The organism is Amycolatopsis sp. NPDC114503 (genome assembly GCF_055633655.1).
In genome coordinates, this window is sequence record NZ_JBVKDT010000001.1 from 785,064 (window position 1) to 798,733 (window position 13,670).

9 protein-coding genes are annotated in these 13,670 nt (G+C 66.7%); 2 read left to right on the plus strand and 7 right to left on the minus strand.

Going from position 1 to position 13,670, the window contains the following annotated elements:
• Positions 1–38 precede the first annotated feature (38 nt).
• Both ACZ7OI_RS03835 and ACZ7OI_RS03840 read right to left on the minus strand, forming a co-directional pair.
• Complete coding sequence (locus tag ACZ7OI_RS03835; protein ID WP_470262669.1) at positions 39–506, minus strand: hypothetical protein; 468 nt, start codon at positions 504–506, stop codon at positions 39–41.
• A 76-nt stretch (positions 507–582) separates the two neighbouring features.
• Positions 583–1,479 carry a hypothetical protein gene (locus tag ACZ7OI_RS03840; protein ID WP_470262670.1) on the minus strand — a complete coding sequence of 299 codons (897 nt, stop codon included), beginning with the start codon at positions 1,477–1,479 and terminating at the stop codon, positions 583–585.
• Positions 1,480–1,750: 271 nt separating this feature from the next.
• Here ACZ7OI_RS03840 and ACZ7OI_RS03845 point away from each other — a divergent pair, with 271 nt between their 5' ends.
• Positions 1,751–2,890, plus strand: coding sequence for a glycoside hydrolase family 88/105 protein (locus tag ACZ7OI_RS03845; protein WP_470262671.1), 1,140 nt, complete (start codon positions 1,751–1,753; stop codon positions 2,888–2,890).
• 274 nt (positions 2,891–3,164) lie between these two features.
• Here ACZ7OI_RS03845 and ACZ7OI_RS03850 read toward each other — a convergent pair whose 3' ends face one another.
• The 5 genes from ACZ7OI_RS03850 to ACZ7OI_RS03870 all read right to left on the minus strand — a co-directional run bounded on the left by ACZ7OI_RS03850 (position 3,165) and on the right by ACZ7OI_RS03870 (position 12,763).
• Entirely contained in the window at positions 3,165–6,362 is a 3,198-nt protein-coding gene (locus tag ACZ7OI_RS03850) for an arabinosyltransferase domain-containing protein (protein WP_470262672.1), read from the minus strand.
• A 278-nt stretch (positions 6,363–6,640) separates the two neighbouring features.
• On the minus strand, positions 6,641–7,819 hold the full coding sequence (locus ACZ7OI_RS03855) for an McrC family protein (protein WP_470262673.1): 1,179 nt from the start codon (positions 7,817–7,819) through the stop codon (positions 6,641–6,643).
• Entirely contained in the window at positions 7,816–9,879 is a 2,064-nt protein-coding gene (locus tag ACZ7OI_RS03860) for an McrB family protein (protein WP_470262674.1), read from the minus strand. The genes ACZ7OI_RS03855 and ACZ7OI_RS03860 overlap by 4 nt, the downstream gene beginning before the upstream one ends.
• Positions 9,876–11,732: a DNA/RNA helicase domain-containing protein gene (locus ACZ7OI_RS03865; protein WP_470262675.1), complete on the minus strand. Its 1,857-nt coding sequence runs from the start codon at positions 11,730–11,732 to the stop codon at positions 9,876–9,878. Before ACZ7OI_RS03865 ends, ACZ7OI_RS03860 begins: the two co-directional genes overlap by 4 nt.
• Before the next feature lie 161 nt (positions 11,733–11,893).
• A complete protein-coding gene (locus tag ACZ7OI_RS03870; protein ID WP_470262676.1) occupies positions 11,894–12,763 on the minus strand; it encodes a hypothetical protein in 870 nt (289 codons plus the stop codon).
• Positions 12,764–12,824: 61 nt separating this feature from the next.
• Here ACZ7OI_RS03870 and ACZ7OI_RS03875 point away from each other — a divergent pair, with 61 nt between their 5' ends.
• Positions 12,825–13,592, plus strand: coding sequence for an SDR family NAD(P)-dependent oxidoreductase (locus ACZ7OI_RS03875; RefSeq protein WP_470262677.1), 768 nt, complete (start codon positions 12,825–12,827; stop codon positions 13,590–13,592).
• Positions 13,593–13,670 lie beyond the last annotated feature (78 nt).

The window sequence follows — 13,670 nt, forward strand, 5'->3', positions numbered from 1 at the left end:
TGATGAAGGCCTCCTTGCGGAGTTTCGCGGGGAGGCCTTCACTGCGTCTTGCCAAGGTCGGCGGTCCAGACGCGAACTGCGAAGTGCGTTTCCGCGGCGTGGTCGTCCGATCCCGGACGAAGATCGTCCCACGACACCTGGCCTGGAGATTCATCGTTGAGAAACTCTTCGGCGATGGCGGCCAGCGGGACATCGAGTTCGACCCGTGCCCCGAAGGGCAGTTCATCGCTCGGCCGCGAGGTGGTCGAGCATCTCAGCTGCCCGGCCTGCCGGTCGTGCCAGACATAGAACGTCGCGGGCCCGTCGTAATCCAGCGAAAGGACCCGCTCGCGCAGGACCGAGGCGCATTCCTCGAACGCGGCAACGATCTCTTCCGCCGATACCGGACCGTGTTCCTCGTCCGGCATCGAGAGCGACCAGGTGTTCTCCCGGTCCTCGAGGTTTCTCGCGGCCGGGTCGATGAGCAGCGGCTCGTCCGCGACCTCGCGGATCCATCTCAGCAGCACCGCGTCACCCTGGCAGAACACCTGCCGAACAAAAAACCGCCCGGCCGCTGAAGCGCGACCGGGCGGTTCCCGTGTCTCAGGAGGTGGCGTCTTCGCCGCGCTCCGATTCCACCGGCCGAGGCGGCGGAACTTCGCCCCTGCCCGGCGGAGTCCGCGGCGCGGGCGGCGAAGGCTGCCGCTCCGTAGCCCGCGTGTCGGCCGGCGAAGGAGCCGTCGTGTCCACCGCGCGGGTGTCGACCGGACGCGTCGCCTGGGTGTCCGCCGGTGACGGAGCGCTGGTCGTCGGCGCGACGGGGGTGCCCGCCGACGGCGTCCACGTGCGGTTCGAGTCGTAGTCCTCGTCGAACGGGTCCACGATGTCGGCGATCTCGCCCAGATCCCGCAGCAGCCGCTCAAGCCGCGACGGCCCGGCCCCCGGCACGACGCTCGCCAGCACCCACTCGTTCTCCAGCCAGGCCACTCCGACGTCGCCGCCCAGCTGGTCGGCCGCGTCGACCAGGTCCTGGGTGATGACCTGGCGCGCCCCCTCGGAGTCGTCCGCGAAGGCGTAGCGCTGGCCGATCGGGCCGAGCATCTCCGGCATGTTCTCGCGCTGGAACGGCACGCTCGACAGCCACATCTCGACCGGCACCCGGTGCGTCTTGTTGCAGCGCACGGCCACGACCACCGCGGGCACCTGGCCCTGGGATTCGATGTCGAAGATGAACACCGGACGGCGGCCGTCGGAGGTGAAGGTGGAGCCCGCGACGACGTTCACCGCCGCGTCGGCGCCGAAGTAGCCGATCGCGCCCCCCGACCACTGCCGGGGCAGCCGTTCGTCCTCTTCCACGAACTGCCAGCCGCGCAACTGGGCCCAGCGCTGCCGCTCACGGTTGCGCGAGCCTTCCCTGGCCCGGTCCGCGAAGAGCAGGCCGAGCCCCGCCACCAGCGCGACGGCGGCGATGACGAACCAGATCCACGCCGAGATACCCACGCCGGTCAGGGTATCGCTGTCGAGCCCTCCTACCCGGACGGCGGCACCGTGTCGGCGCGCCCCGTTTGGCCGGAACCGTCCAGTCTTCGTCGACATATCGGCTAATCGCCCGGCTCGGGTGTCCATTGCGGACGGGTTCCCGCTGACCGGAGGGCCCGCTGCGCCTATCCAGCGATGTCTCGGACAAGTTCCTTGCCGGACCGCTCCACCGGCGAGTAGAGGTCGTTCGACACCTCTTTCCCGCCGCCGCCGACAGCAGGAAGGACACCGCATGTCCCTCTCGAGAAGATCGGTGCTCACCGGGACCGCGGCGGCGCTCGGCGCGCTCGCGCTGCCCGGGGCCGCGGCGGCGGTGGGGGCGCGCGACTGGTCCCGCGCCGTCATCGACTCCACCATGAAGCGCTACACCCCGGCGTCCATCGGCGGCTGGAGCTATCCGCTCGGCCTCTACTTCTACGGCCAGTACCTCTTCTACCGGCGCACCAAGGAACGCCAATATCTCGACTACATCGTCGCCTGGTACGACCGGTTCATCACCGACGACGGCATTTCCAACAGCTTCAGCAGCCTCGACTCGATGCGCGCTTGTCAGATGCTTCCGTTGCTGTACAACGAAACCGGCAACGCCAAGTACCGCAAGGCCGCCGACCAGCTGCGCAAACGCTTCGAGACCTACCCGCGCACGAGCGACGGCGGCATGTGGCACGCGGTCAGCCGTCAGCACCAGCTGTGGGGCGACGGGGTGTACATGGCGCAGCCGTTCCTCGCGTTGTACGGCAAGGTTTTCCACGATCCGGCGTACTGCTATGAGGAAGCCGCCAAGAATCTCTCCGTCTACTTCGGACACCTCAAGGAGCCCGCGAAGGGCCTGATCTACCACGCCTACGACGAAAGCGGCACCCAGCCGTGGGCGACCGGTCCCGGCAAGCACTCCAGCTTCCACTGGGCCCGCGCGATCGGCTGGTTCGGGATGGCGGCGATCGACATCCTCGAGGTGCTGCCCGCCGACCATCCGCGACGGGCGGAACTGGTCGGGATCGTCCAGTTCCTCGCGGAGGGGTATCGCCGGTTCCAGGATCCGCGGACCGGCCGGTGGTATCAGGTGGTCGATCACGGCGGGGACGACGGGAACTGGCTGGAGACGTCTGCGTCGTCGATGTACGCGTTTACCGTTTCCCGGGGGGTTGAGCGGGGGTATTTGCCTGCTTCTTATGCCTCGGTCGCGCAGCGCGGGTATGCGGGGGTGTTGCAGAAGGTGTCTGTGGGGGCGGATGGGCTGACGAATCTTGCCGATATTTGCGAGGGGACGAATGTTGGGGATCTGAAGTTTTACTTCGGGCGGAAGCGGTTGACGAATGACTTCCATGGGTTGGGGGCGTTTTTGATCATGAACGAGCAGTTTGTTCGGTAGCGGGGGCGGCTCGTCGCCTGGCGGCGACATTGCGCATCGATGCGTTGCGTGGGGCACCCCGAAGCCTGATTGTGCTGACGGTCTGGGGGTGCTTGTCAAGGCGGGAAAGATGCCTTGACAAGCACCCCCAGACCGCAGGGAGGCTTCGTATCGGGGTGCAGGGTGGGGGCTGGCTGCTTGGTTTCGTTGGGTGCGCGGGTGCCGGATTTAGGGCTGTGAGGGGAACCCTGGGGGAATCAGAGGCCCTCAGGGTTCCCCTCACAGCGCGTCGGCTTTATGACTCGCCGGTTGGGTTGGCGGGTTTGGCCAGCGGGCCTGGCGACCAGATTCCGGAGTGCGTCACTGACTGCTGGTGCAGCGCGGCCGAAGCCGGGAGTGCGTTCGAAACCTCGGGGGCCACCTCGTACAACGTGCCCCAGTCTCGGTCGACGTCGCCTTCCAGGTACGTCGGCAGCGCCTGCATCTGGGTGGCCACGTTCATCCACACGAACGACCCGCCGCCAGCCGGCGAGGACCAGTACTTGCCGACCGTGCGCAGGTCGTCGCCCGCGCTGATCCGGTACTTCGGCACCTCGGCGATTCCGTTGTGGATCGACGACGGGCGCAGGCACGGGTGCTGCGCGGCGGCGGCCCACTCCAGGAATACCGGGTCCTGCCCGACGACATCGGTCATCTTCGCGATCTTCGGCGCCCGCGGCGCGCTGAACGCGACCCAGCCGTCGCTGCCGAGCCCGCGGCCCTTCGCCACGAGCCGCACCTGGTCCGCGCCCTCGGGCACGCTGACCCGCGCGTCGCGCCAGTTGGTGTCCTTCTTCTTCGCGTCGAGCTGCTCGCGGTTGAGCACCTGGAACCCGGCGGGGGTGTTCTTGCCGAATTCCGCGGTCAGCGAGTTCGGGTCGTCGGCCTTGCCCGCGAGGGCGACCACGATCGGCACCGAGCCGTCACGCGCCCGTTCCGGGATCGAGTACCACTGCGTGCGCAGGTCGCCCGCGCCGTCGCCGGACTTGTGGTAGCTGCCCCAGATCGGTGCGTTGCCCTTGCCGAACTGGTACGGCGGGTTCCAGCTGTCGGCGTTTTCGGTCGGCAGTCCGCCGTTGGTGACGAAGCCCTTCTGGGTGCTGGCCAGCCAGTCCTTCGGGGTGGTCCCGCGGTCGGCGTCGGCGGGCACCGTCCAGCCGGGCGCGGCGTTCTGCGGCTGTTGCGGCGCGGCTTCCAGCAGTCCGGCCTTCGGGTCGCGCTCGACCTTGATGTAGTCGGACAGCCCGCAGCTTTGCCCGGCCAGCTGGCGGATGTTGTCGGCACCCATGTTGTAGGTGTCCCAGCGCTTTTGGATGCCCTTGGCGATGCTGCCGATCTCGAACAGCACCAGAATCGCGCACACCGTCGACAGCGGCGCGAGCCCGAGCCGCAGCGCCCGGCCGCGGTTTTCCAGATCGGACTTCGCCACCGGCGCGGGCGGGACGAACGGTTCGTGCTCGTTGTGCTTCATGTGCTCGATCGCCGCGATCGCCAGCGCGACCGCCGCCGCCACGAGCGCCATCGTGCTCAGCTTGATGCCGAATACCTGCGGAGGCAGGTCGAACCACGGCACGCCCCAGGCCGAGACGTACCACCAGGCGTTCGGCCCGGTGGAGGCCAGCGCGACGATCACCATCAGCCCGGCGAAGAACGCCGCGCGGTTGCGGCGCGACAGCAACACCGTCGTGCTCGTCGACAACGCGGTGAGCGCGGCGAGCGGACCGCCGACCGCGACCAGCATGCCGAAGTGGTGCGTGTGCTTGGTCGGAGCCACTGCCAAGACCACAAAGGACAGTGCGCTGATGCCGAGAAGGCGGCGGCTCGGGCCGAGCGCGGCGCCGCGGATGTTCCCGCGTCGCAGCAGCACGACCGCGCAGGTCGCCAGGCACAGGAAGATCAACAGTACCGGGAACCGGCGCGTCATGGAGCCGTCCGGGCCGTTGCTGAACAGCATCGAGTACCGGTCGAGTTCGTCGTACCAGGAACCGGTCGGTCCGAGCGACGACCGCAGCCGCACCGATTCCAGCGCGCCGCGCAGAGTCTGGTCGCAGAAGATCAACGCGAGGATCACCAGTCCGGCGGCGGCGATCGGCGCGAGCACCGGCACCCAGCCGAACTGGCGGGCGTGCCGCAGCACGATCTTCGCCAGCGGCTTCAGCCCGACCACGAACGGCAGCACGGCCATCAGCCCGTGCGGGTTGACCGAGACACACAGCGCCGCGACGGTCAGCCCGATCGCCGCCGGACCCAGCCGCCGGGTCGCCACCGCGCGTTCGACACAGCAGATCGAGATCAGCGACAGCAGCGCGACCAGGTTCTCCGGGCGCAGGCCGTTGTCGTAGGGCAGCCAGAAGGCGAGGAAGACCGCGCCCGCCGCCCAGCCGGCCGCACTGCTGGTCCGCACCTGCTTGCCGAGCCGCGGCAGCACGCCGCGGCTGATCAGCATCCAGCAGGCGACGCCCATCAACAGCGACGGCAGCCGCATCCACGGCGTGAGCGAACTGACCTTGGCCATCGCCGCGTAGACATCGACAAACCACGCCATCGGCGCGTCCGGCGCGGCGAACCATCGGTAGTACTCGCCGATGTACCCGGCGTCGCCGCGGACGCGCGCCATGGTCGTGAAGTAGCCGTCGTCGGCGGTCATCGCGCCGATCAGCCACCAGAGGGCGAGCGTGCCGAGCACGGCTATGTCGAGGAATTTCAGCTTCCACCAGCCGCGCGCGGCCAGCCTGGGCGCGCGTCGGCCGGAGAGCCGGTCCAGGCGGTACAGCGCGAGCACCGCGCCGATGAAGCACAGCACCGACAGCACGATGGCGGCGAGTTTGATGCCGGTCGCGGTGCTGGCCCAGCGGTTGTCGACCTGCGCGGAGACCGAGAGCCCGTGCGTGTCGTCCTGATTGGTGAGGTCCGAGTAGAAGCCGGTGACCTGCGGCCGGTGGTCGTCGGTGACGTCCGCGATCCGGTCCCCGCCGACGGACGCCGTGGTGCGCTTCGCGTCGGTGTGCACGGTGATCGTGCAATCGCCGTCGCCGACCGGGGCCGAGCCGAGCTGCTGGCCCTGCGAGGAGAGCGTGAGCTGACCGTTGGCGACCTGCAGGGCCATCCCGGTGACAACGCCGATGCCGGAGTTCGGCGGGTTGGTGCTGAACAGCACGGCGTTGCCGTCGGTACGCGCGTCGAGCGCCCGCGCGGTCGTGCACGGGACCTTCGCGTCGAGCGAGATCGGCGCCTGCGCGGTCAGCGGGGCGGTCACGGCTCTGGTGCCCTGGGCGGTCGGCCAGTCGAGCGTGGTTTGCTCGAGCGTGACGGGCAGGAACGGGACCGCGATCGCGAGGATCGCGCCGGCGATTCCGAAAACCGCAGCGAGCAACCGCGCCCGACGACCGGCTTGGCTCTTGCCGATGGCTGTCGGAGACGCCGATTCGGCGGCAACGGATTCGAGGTCGACCACGCCCCGCAGGCTATCCAAGCGGATGCGAGCCTCCCGCTGGGGACTCTCCCGGGGGCGGCCCCACCTGGTCGAGACGGGATTCCCTCCGAAAATAACCACGGTGGGTAAAGGAAACCCGGCCTTGCTTACGGCGAACGGGTGACTCCGCGCAGCTCACTGCGGTCCAGGCGCTGGCCGTTTCGCGATCCGGAAACGGTCCGGACTCGGTTGCCGAAATCGGACTCGGCGAGTGGATGAACTCAGCTGGGCGAGTAAGTGAACGGCGGCCGGTCGCGGGCTCAGGCAGTTCGCTGAACTGCTCCAGCGATCCGTTCGGCGACGCGGTCGATCTGCGCCAATAACTCTTCGCGGTCGCTCGTCAGGTCCAGCGAATGTCGGTAGAGGTCGGTTTTCCCCGCTCTGAGCTGGTTGACCTCGTTCTTCCCTTTGGCGTAGACGAGGTGGCCGCTGCGGACATCCAGTGCGGCGCAGTAGGTCAGAAGCTGGTAGAGATTGTCATTTTTATGCCGTCCGGAGTATTTGGCGTCGATCACTGTCACCGGTGTATCGCCGTCCAGCCAGACGAGGTCCGGATGCATCGTGATGGTTCGCTCGTCGTCCAGATGCCACTCTTGCTGAGGTACCCCCCTGCCGGAGATGCGTCTGGACAGCGCTTCGATCAGCGCTTTCGTCACAAAATCCTCGAACACCGTCTCAAGGTTGAACACGAAGCCGTTTACCGGCACGTTCCCGCCGCCGAGCTCCGGCGACCAGGCGTCGAGAAGGAACTCGCACAGGCCGAGCAATGAGTGGTAGTGCTCGTTCAGCCTGGTCGCTTGCCACCGTGGTCGAGGGCCGAGCGGCCGGAGCTGAGAGACGTCCACGAAAAGCCTGCTGAGCGCTTCGAGCTGGTGTTCGGATTGACTGTCGAGGTCCGGAAGCGCCAGCATGCGGGTGATCGCCGCGAGGGCGATCTGGTTCTCCGGGATGTCCACGGTGTAGTCGTCATAGGAGACTTCTACCGGAAGAGCCTGGTCATAGTGCTTTCGGAACTGAGCTGTCGGGCGGAGCCGTCCTCGCATGGTCGTTGTGGTTTCGGTCACTTCCTGGTACCCGCGAAGGATGCCGGTCTTGAACGCGGTGCGCGCCAGGCGCCACAGCGAGTTCGCAACGACGGGGACAAGCCCCTCCGCGGCTGCTGCCTCGACAGCGTCGTCGTGCCAGTTTCCTGGTCGTGCGTACCCGGCGAGGAACAACACGCGAGAGATGGGAATTTTCGGGTTCAATCGGACGGTCCGGCCGCCCGCGTCGAACACGCCTACCCAGCCTCGTCGGCCGGTGACCTGCCATTCGTCCGCGCCGGAGCGTGTTGGTGTCACGTCGACGAACCTGCAAGCTCGGAGGGCGCTCAACTGCGGGGCGCTGAGGACTTCCACGGCTGATCCATTTTCGGGGATCTCCAGCGGATCGGGCTTCATTCTGTGGTCGAGGCGAGTGCCGCGCGTACCGATTGCAGGGTCGGCCCTCCGCCGGCCGAGACGAGGTACTCGGCCAGGAGCGGAGCGATCGCCGCGTCCCAGGTCCGCTGCAGCCCGTCCGGGCGGCTGTAGATCGAGGGACGCATCAGAAACGACGGACCGATCGCCAGTTCGCGGTTGCCGATCTGCCTGTTCAGCTCAGCGAGTACCTCGGGAGCATCCAGATTGTGCTCCGCAGCGGAAGTGTCTTTTCGATGCTCGTCCAGCCATCGTCGCAGCAAACCGGAAGTCGGAGCGAAAGAGGGATGCATTTCAGTGAAGGCGAACCGCCGTCGGATCGCGGCATCGACGCTCGCGATTGAACGGTCGACAGTGTTCATCGTTCCGATCACGAAGATGTTCTCGGGAAGAGTGAACTCTCCGTCTGGCGAGTACAGGAGGCTGATGAGTTCGTCCCGGTACTCCAAGAGGAAATAGAGTTCGCCGAAGACCTTGGCGAGGTTCGCGCGGTTGATCTCATCGATGATCAAGATATGCGGATCGGCGGGCTGTTTCCTCGCGTCGTCGACCAGCTTTCGGAAGGGGCCAGGGTGAAGCCCGAAGGCGACCTTGCCGTCTTTGTCCTGCACCGGCCGGAACCCCTCGAAGAAATCTTCGTAGGTGTAGGAGGGGTGGAACTGGACGAGTTTGACCGCCTTCGGAGCAGCTACCATCAGCGCGAGCTTGCGAGCGAGGAAGGTCTTCCCCGTGCCCGGTGGCCCGTGAAGAATCAGCTGCTTGTGGTCCCACAACAGCTCTGCTTGCCGAGTGAGCCAGTCATGGTCGACGAGGATTTCGTCTGCCTGCTTCTGCGTGATCGGCGGAAAGGCCAGCTTGCGCTGAGGAGCAGTCACCGGTGAGCTGAGCGTGACCTGGGCATCCCGGAGGAACTGCTCGATGAGCGGGATGTCTTCGGTCAGTTCGGTGACCATTGACGAACTTCGGAGCTTGGCTTGCAGCGAAGCGGGAAGGTGCGTCGTTCGTGGCTGTGGATCGATCCGTTCCCACGAGGCGAACCTGCGCATCGCGGCGCTCAGATCTTTGCTGAGGAAACTCGGGGCGGAGTCGATGCGCCCGAAATGCACCGCGTCTCCGCGCAACGTGATCAGGTAGTCCGCGGGCTGCATCCGGTTGAGAAAGTCGTCGAATACCGCGAACCGGGAACTGCGCGCGCTGTAGGACTCGTGCCGGAAGTCTTCTTCGATCGCGGCGTCCAGCTTGTCGGACGAAACAGGAAGGGAGAGCAAGCGGAGACCAGCCGAAGGAAGCGAGACAAACCCTTCAGCCAGCCAGCGGTCGACCCAGCGTTCTCCCGGGTCGGCATCCCGCACGAACCAGGCGCGCCGCACCCTGGGCTTAAGCGAAACGATGTCTTCGGTGCTCTGCGCTCGCAGGTCCGCGGCGGACCTGCGACAAGCTTGTGTCGCGCGTCCCTGGCCATCGAAGACGATTCCTTCGGAGGTCAGCCGATCGCGGAGAACCGCGCCTCGGTACCGAGGATGCCGCTGGGAATCGTCCGGCGGGGAACCGTCTTCACGGAGAACGCGGTGCGCGCCGACCGGTCCTTTCGTAGCGAGCAGGGTCGAGACCTCGGCGGCGGAGTACCCGGCGGCGCTCGCCACGTCCTCCTGGGAACTCCAGAAACCAGGGTCGATCGCATAGACAGCCAAGAGCACCTTGCGTTGGTGCTCAGGCAGACTCGAGAGGGACTCGATGCGATTCGCGTGTGCTTCCGAGTATCGGTTCTCCAGTTCCTCGTTCAGCCGGTCGCCCGGTAATCCTTCGAACGCGAGTTCGCCGGCGTCGGTGAGGGAAAATCCTCCCGCCGAGTTGAGCCAGCCTATGGTCACTGCTTTAGCGGTCTGCTCAACGAGTGCCGACCCGGGGTCGGACCCAAGCTGTGTGCGCAGGTCAACGAGCGAAACCGGCTCGTCGGTCTCGCGCAGCAGAGCAAAGCAAGTGCGGAGGAGCTGAGGAGTGCCGACAACGAGGGGCCGGGAACTCCGCTGGTGCTCGGTCATCCTGTCATCGTCTCGAGGAATTCCTGCGTTTCCGGATCGGTCGAGTAGAGACACGCGCCGTCCATCCCGCGGGTCAGCAACACTTTGTACGCTTGGGCGACGAGCCGGTGGAACTGCTCGTCAGTGGACTTTTTGCGGATCTCCATGTCGGCCGATCCGCCCTTGAACGAAACCCAGCGGTCGTTCCGGCGCACGAGGTCAGGCCCGAAGATCAAGCCTGCCCAGTCGTACTCGAACCCCTGCGCCGTGTAGACGCATCCAACCTGGCTGAATCCGCGGGGATCCGTCGCCCAGTAGTGCGATGCGGGAATGCCCGGAACCGGGTTTCGGACGTCCGGCTTCGCGTTCCACGGCCGCTTCCAGTCGCCGATCTGGACGTCGTCGACCAGACGGCGCTCACCGTCGACATCGACTGGATCGCTCCATGGCCAGCAGAACCCCGCCGCGATCCGAGCGGTCGTCCCCGGGTGAGTACTCTGATGTTCGGCCAGCCAAGCTTCAAGCGAGACCGGGTCGGCGGCGCTCGCCACCTCGAAGCGGTCGTCAGGCAGGGCGACGCTGCTCCACTTGACCGGTGGGAGGGGATGCAGCCCGAGCAGGCGCGAGGCCCAGTGCTCGAACGCGTCCGAGCCACCGCAACGGAATTGGCCGCCTAGATGGAGTACCTCGACTGCGTAGCCGTGTTCGCGGGCAGAGGCTTCGATCGTCGCCCGAGAGCCGATCTCGTTCGGCCGTACCTGCTGGTTCTCGTCGAGAAGGAAAATCGGAACCCGAGCGGCGGCGAGAAGTTCGTCGATCTGTCGCCGGGCGACCGCGCGCTGTTCTTTAGTGGCGAACCGTGTGTAGCTTTTTTCCCGGATGCGGTGCGCCTCGTCGCAGATCAGGGCGTCGAAGCTCTGACCGCTGCTCATGTAGCTGTTGAAGAAATTGAAGCCGTTGTTCTTGCGGCTAGACCTGGTGCCACTGAACGAGCGCAGGGTGTTGGTGAACGACCTTGAGCCGGTTGCGTGCTCGACTGTCAGCCCCTCGGCCTCGAGCTCATTTTTCAGCGCCAGTGCGACGGCGCTCTTCCCCGTTCCAGGTCCGCCCATGACGATCACCGCGGTACGACGTCCTCCCGCGTGCGCACGGTGAACGACTCCGAGTACCCGTTGGTAGGCGACCTGTTGCTCGTCGAGCAGGACAAAGGCCGTCCGCAAGGTCCGTTGGAACCGCTTGCCCACGGGTTGCGACCGGAAAAGGTACAGATCGGTGTGCTGTGCTCGTTCGAACTCGTCGCCGGCTTTCTTGGTGTCTTCCCGCGCTGCGGAGGTATTGAGAAGAGACCGCAGGTGGTACTGAAGATCCGCCTGGTCATCTCGGGAATACACCCGGACGGCCGGAGAACGCGGGTAGTCCTCGATCCAGTGGCCGTCGGTGCCTGCATCGACATAAGCCACCGCGTGCAACGCGTTCGACGGCAGATCCGGTGTGGTGTCCGCCAGGTAGTCGCGAGCCTGCTGAACACGGGTTCCAGGGTGCAGGACCAGTTGGTCGTCGTCTTCGAGCAGCTGGTCAGGCGCGGAGCGCGCGTTCTGCGCGTCAGCGAGATCGACGAGCACGAAGTTTGGCTTGTCCGCGTGGGGGTCGCGTCCGGACAGGACGAGACTTACGTGCTTAGGGCTGTTGGGCAGCCGGTGATTGACGATCACATCGACATTGCCCAGCGCCGCGGTCTCGAGGTCGCCTAAGAACGCCGCGAGCAACTCGGCCGGGATGCCTGCGTCATCGCCTTGCCTCGCCAGCTGGTGCGTAACGCTCGCGTCGCCGTTTCGGACGGCTTCAAGCAGCTCGTGGACACTGGTGCGGAACACCGATTCTCCCCGCCTGGGCACACGTGATTTCCACGCGGGTGGGGGCAGCAACGAAATCCTCGGTGCCCGTCGGGCCGCATTGCCCGACCAGGCTAGTCGATCAACAGGATGCTGTCTGCAAAGTGCGGGTTTTCCCAGGGCTTGCCTGCTGCGACCCCTTCTCAGCCGGGCGAGTAAGTGAACGGCGGTCCGGAAACTGTCCATCCGTTGTCGATGACCGGTTTTCCGAGCACCTCGGCGCCCACGTGCTGGCTCCGGGTAACCGGAACACCCAGAGTAGAAGAGCTGCTGGCCCGCGCCGCCGCGATGTCCGCGGCCGACAGCTCCCCGTGGAATCGGTCCGTGCGCTCGGCGGTCGACTGGCTCGTCGCGGCCAGCGTGTGCAGCGGGCCGAGGTCGCCGGACACGCTGTGCCGCTCGGTCGACTCCAGCCGCGTCACGTCGAGCTTGCCGGCGAACTGGCCGAGCACGCTTTCGTCCGAGTTCGCGACCACCGAGCCCGCCGGGCCGAGGTCGACGGCGTCGGCGGAGGTGCGTTCGACGCGGGTGCCGCTCATCAGGTCGCCGGAAAACCGGCCGGCCAGCCCGGTCTCGGTGCCGGTTTTGCTGGTGGAGAGCGCGTCGACGCCGTGGGGCAGCTGGACGCCGTGCCGCATCGACTGGTCCAGACCGGCCACGTGGGCACCGTCGAACGGCTGCGTGTGGTGCACGCCGAGGTCGTTGCCGGTGAACGCGCGGCCTGGCGCGCCGAGACGCAGGTCGTGGGTCTGGGACTGGCCCGCGGCGTTCGGGTCGAGCGTCTGGTGCAGGTTCGACGCGGCGGACGCCGGCAGGTCGTGCGTGGCGATCGTCTCGTCGCGAGTGCCTTGAAGGTCACTGGAGGAACTGTGCTGGTGCAGGTCGAGCGGCAGTCCCCCGCGCGGGGTGTCCGCCAGCGCCGCAGCCGGGCCGGCGAGCAACAGAGCGAGGGGCGCCGCACCGGCGGCCATCCGGGGCAGATATCCGGGCGTCCGCTTGGTGTGCTTGCCCATAAGCCGGACCATACTGCGCCACCAGGGCGAACGCAGCTGAAAAACGGGTAGCTTCACCCACATGACCACCACATCTGTCATCACCGGAGCCACCGCGGGCATCGGTGCGGAATTCGCGCGCCGGCTCGCCGCCGAGAAGCACGAACTCGTCCTGGTCGCGAGGGACGAGGAACGGCTGAACGCGCTGGCCGGGCAGCTGCGCGCGCAGCACGGCGTCGAGGTGACCGTGCTGTCCGCCGATCTGTCCGAAGTGGACGGCCGCGAGCGGGTCGTAGAACTGCTCGAAACCCAGCCGGTCGACCTGCTGGTCAACAACGCCGGTTTCGGGCTGAGCGGGGAGTTCTGGGAGATCCCGGCCGAGGATCTGCAGCGCCAGCTCGACGTGAACGTGACCGCCGTACTGCAGCTGACCCGCGCGGCGCTTCCGGGCATGGTCGACCGCAAGCACGGTGCCGTCATCAATGTCAGCAGTGTTGCTGGCTTCTTTTCTGGACGCGGCTCGACCTATACCGCCAGCAAGAACTGGGTCACGTCGTTCACCGAGGGCATCGCGATGTCCCTGCCGAAGGGCGTGCGGATGATGGCGCTGTGCCCGGGCTTCACCTACACCGAGTTCCACGAGCGCGCCGGTCTGCAGCGGGAGGGGCCGAAGGCGCTGTGGCTCGACGTGGCCCAGGTCGTCGACGAAGCCCTTGCTGACCTGCGCCGGGGCAAGGTGATTTCGGTGCCGAGCCTGCAGTACAAGGCCCTGGTCGGGATCGGCGGACTGCTGCCGAGGCCGGTGCTGCGCAAGCTCGCCGGAGGCTTGGGCAACCGCCGCCGCACCTGAGGGGGTAGGGAGAGCCCTACCCCGTCCCGGCGTGTGTGCCCCAGGGTGTTTTCCCCCGGCAGGCCATAGCGTTTTCCC

Excerpts from the sequence above, each read along its gene's own strand:
- ACZ7OI_RS03870 (WP_470262676.1), bottom strand. The coding sequence starts at position 12,763 with ATGGGCAAGCACACCAAGCGGACGCCCGGATATCTGCCCCGGATGGCC.
- ACZ7OI_RS03855 (WP_470262673.1), bottom strand. The coding sequence starts at position 7,819 with ATGAAGCCCGATCCGCTGGAGATCCCCGAAAATGGATCAGCCGTGGAA.
- ACZ7OI_RS03845 (WP_470262671.1), top strand. The coding sequence starts at position 1,751 with ATGTCCCTCTCGAGAAGATCGGTGCTCACCGGGACCGCGGCGGCGCTC.
- ACZ7OI_RS03860 (WP_470262674.1), bottom strand. The coding sequence starts at position 9,879 with ATGACCGAGCACCAGCGGAGTTCCCGGCCCCTCGTTGTCGGCACTCCT.
- ACZ7OI_RS03875 (WP_470262677.1), top strand. The coding sequence starts at position 12,825 with ATGACCACCACATCTGTCATCACCGGAGCCACCGCGGGCATCGGTGCG.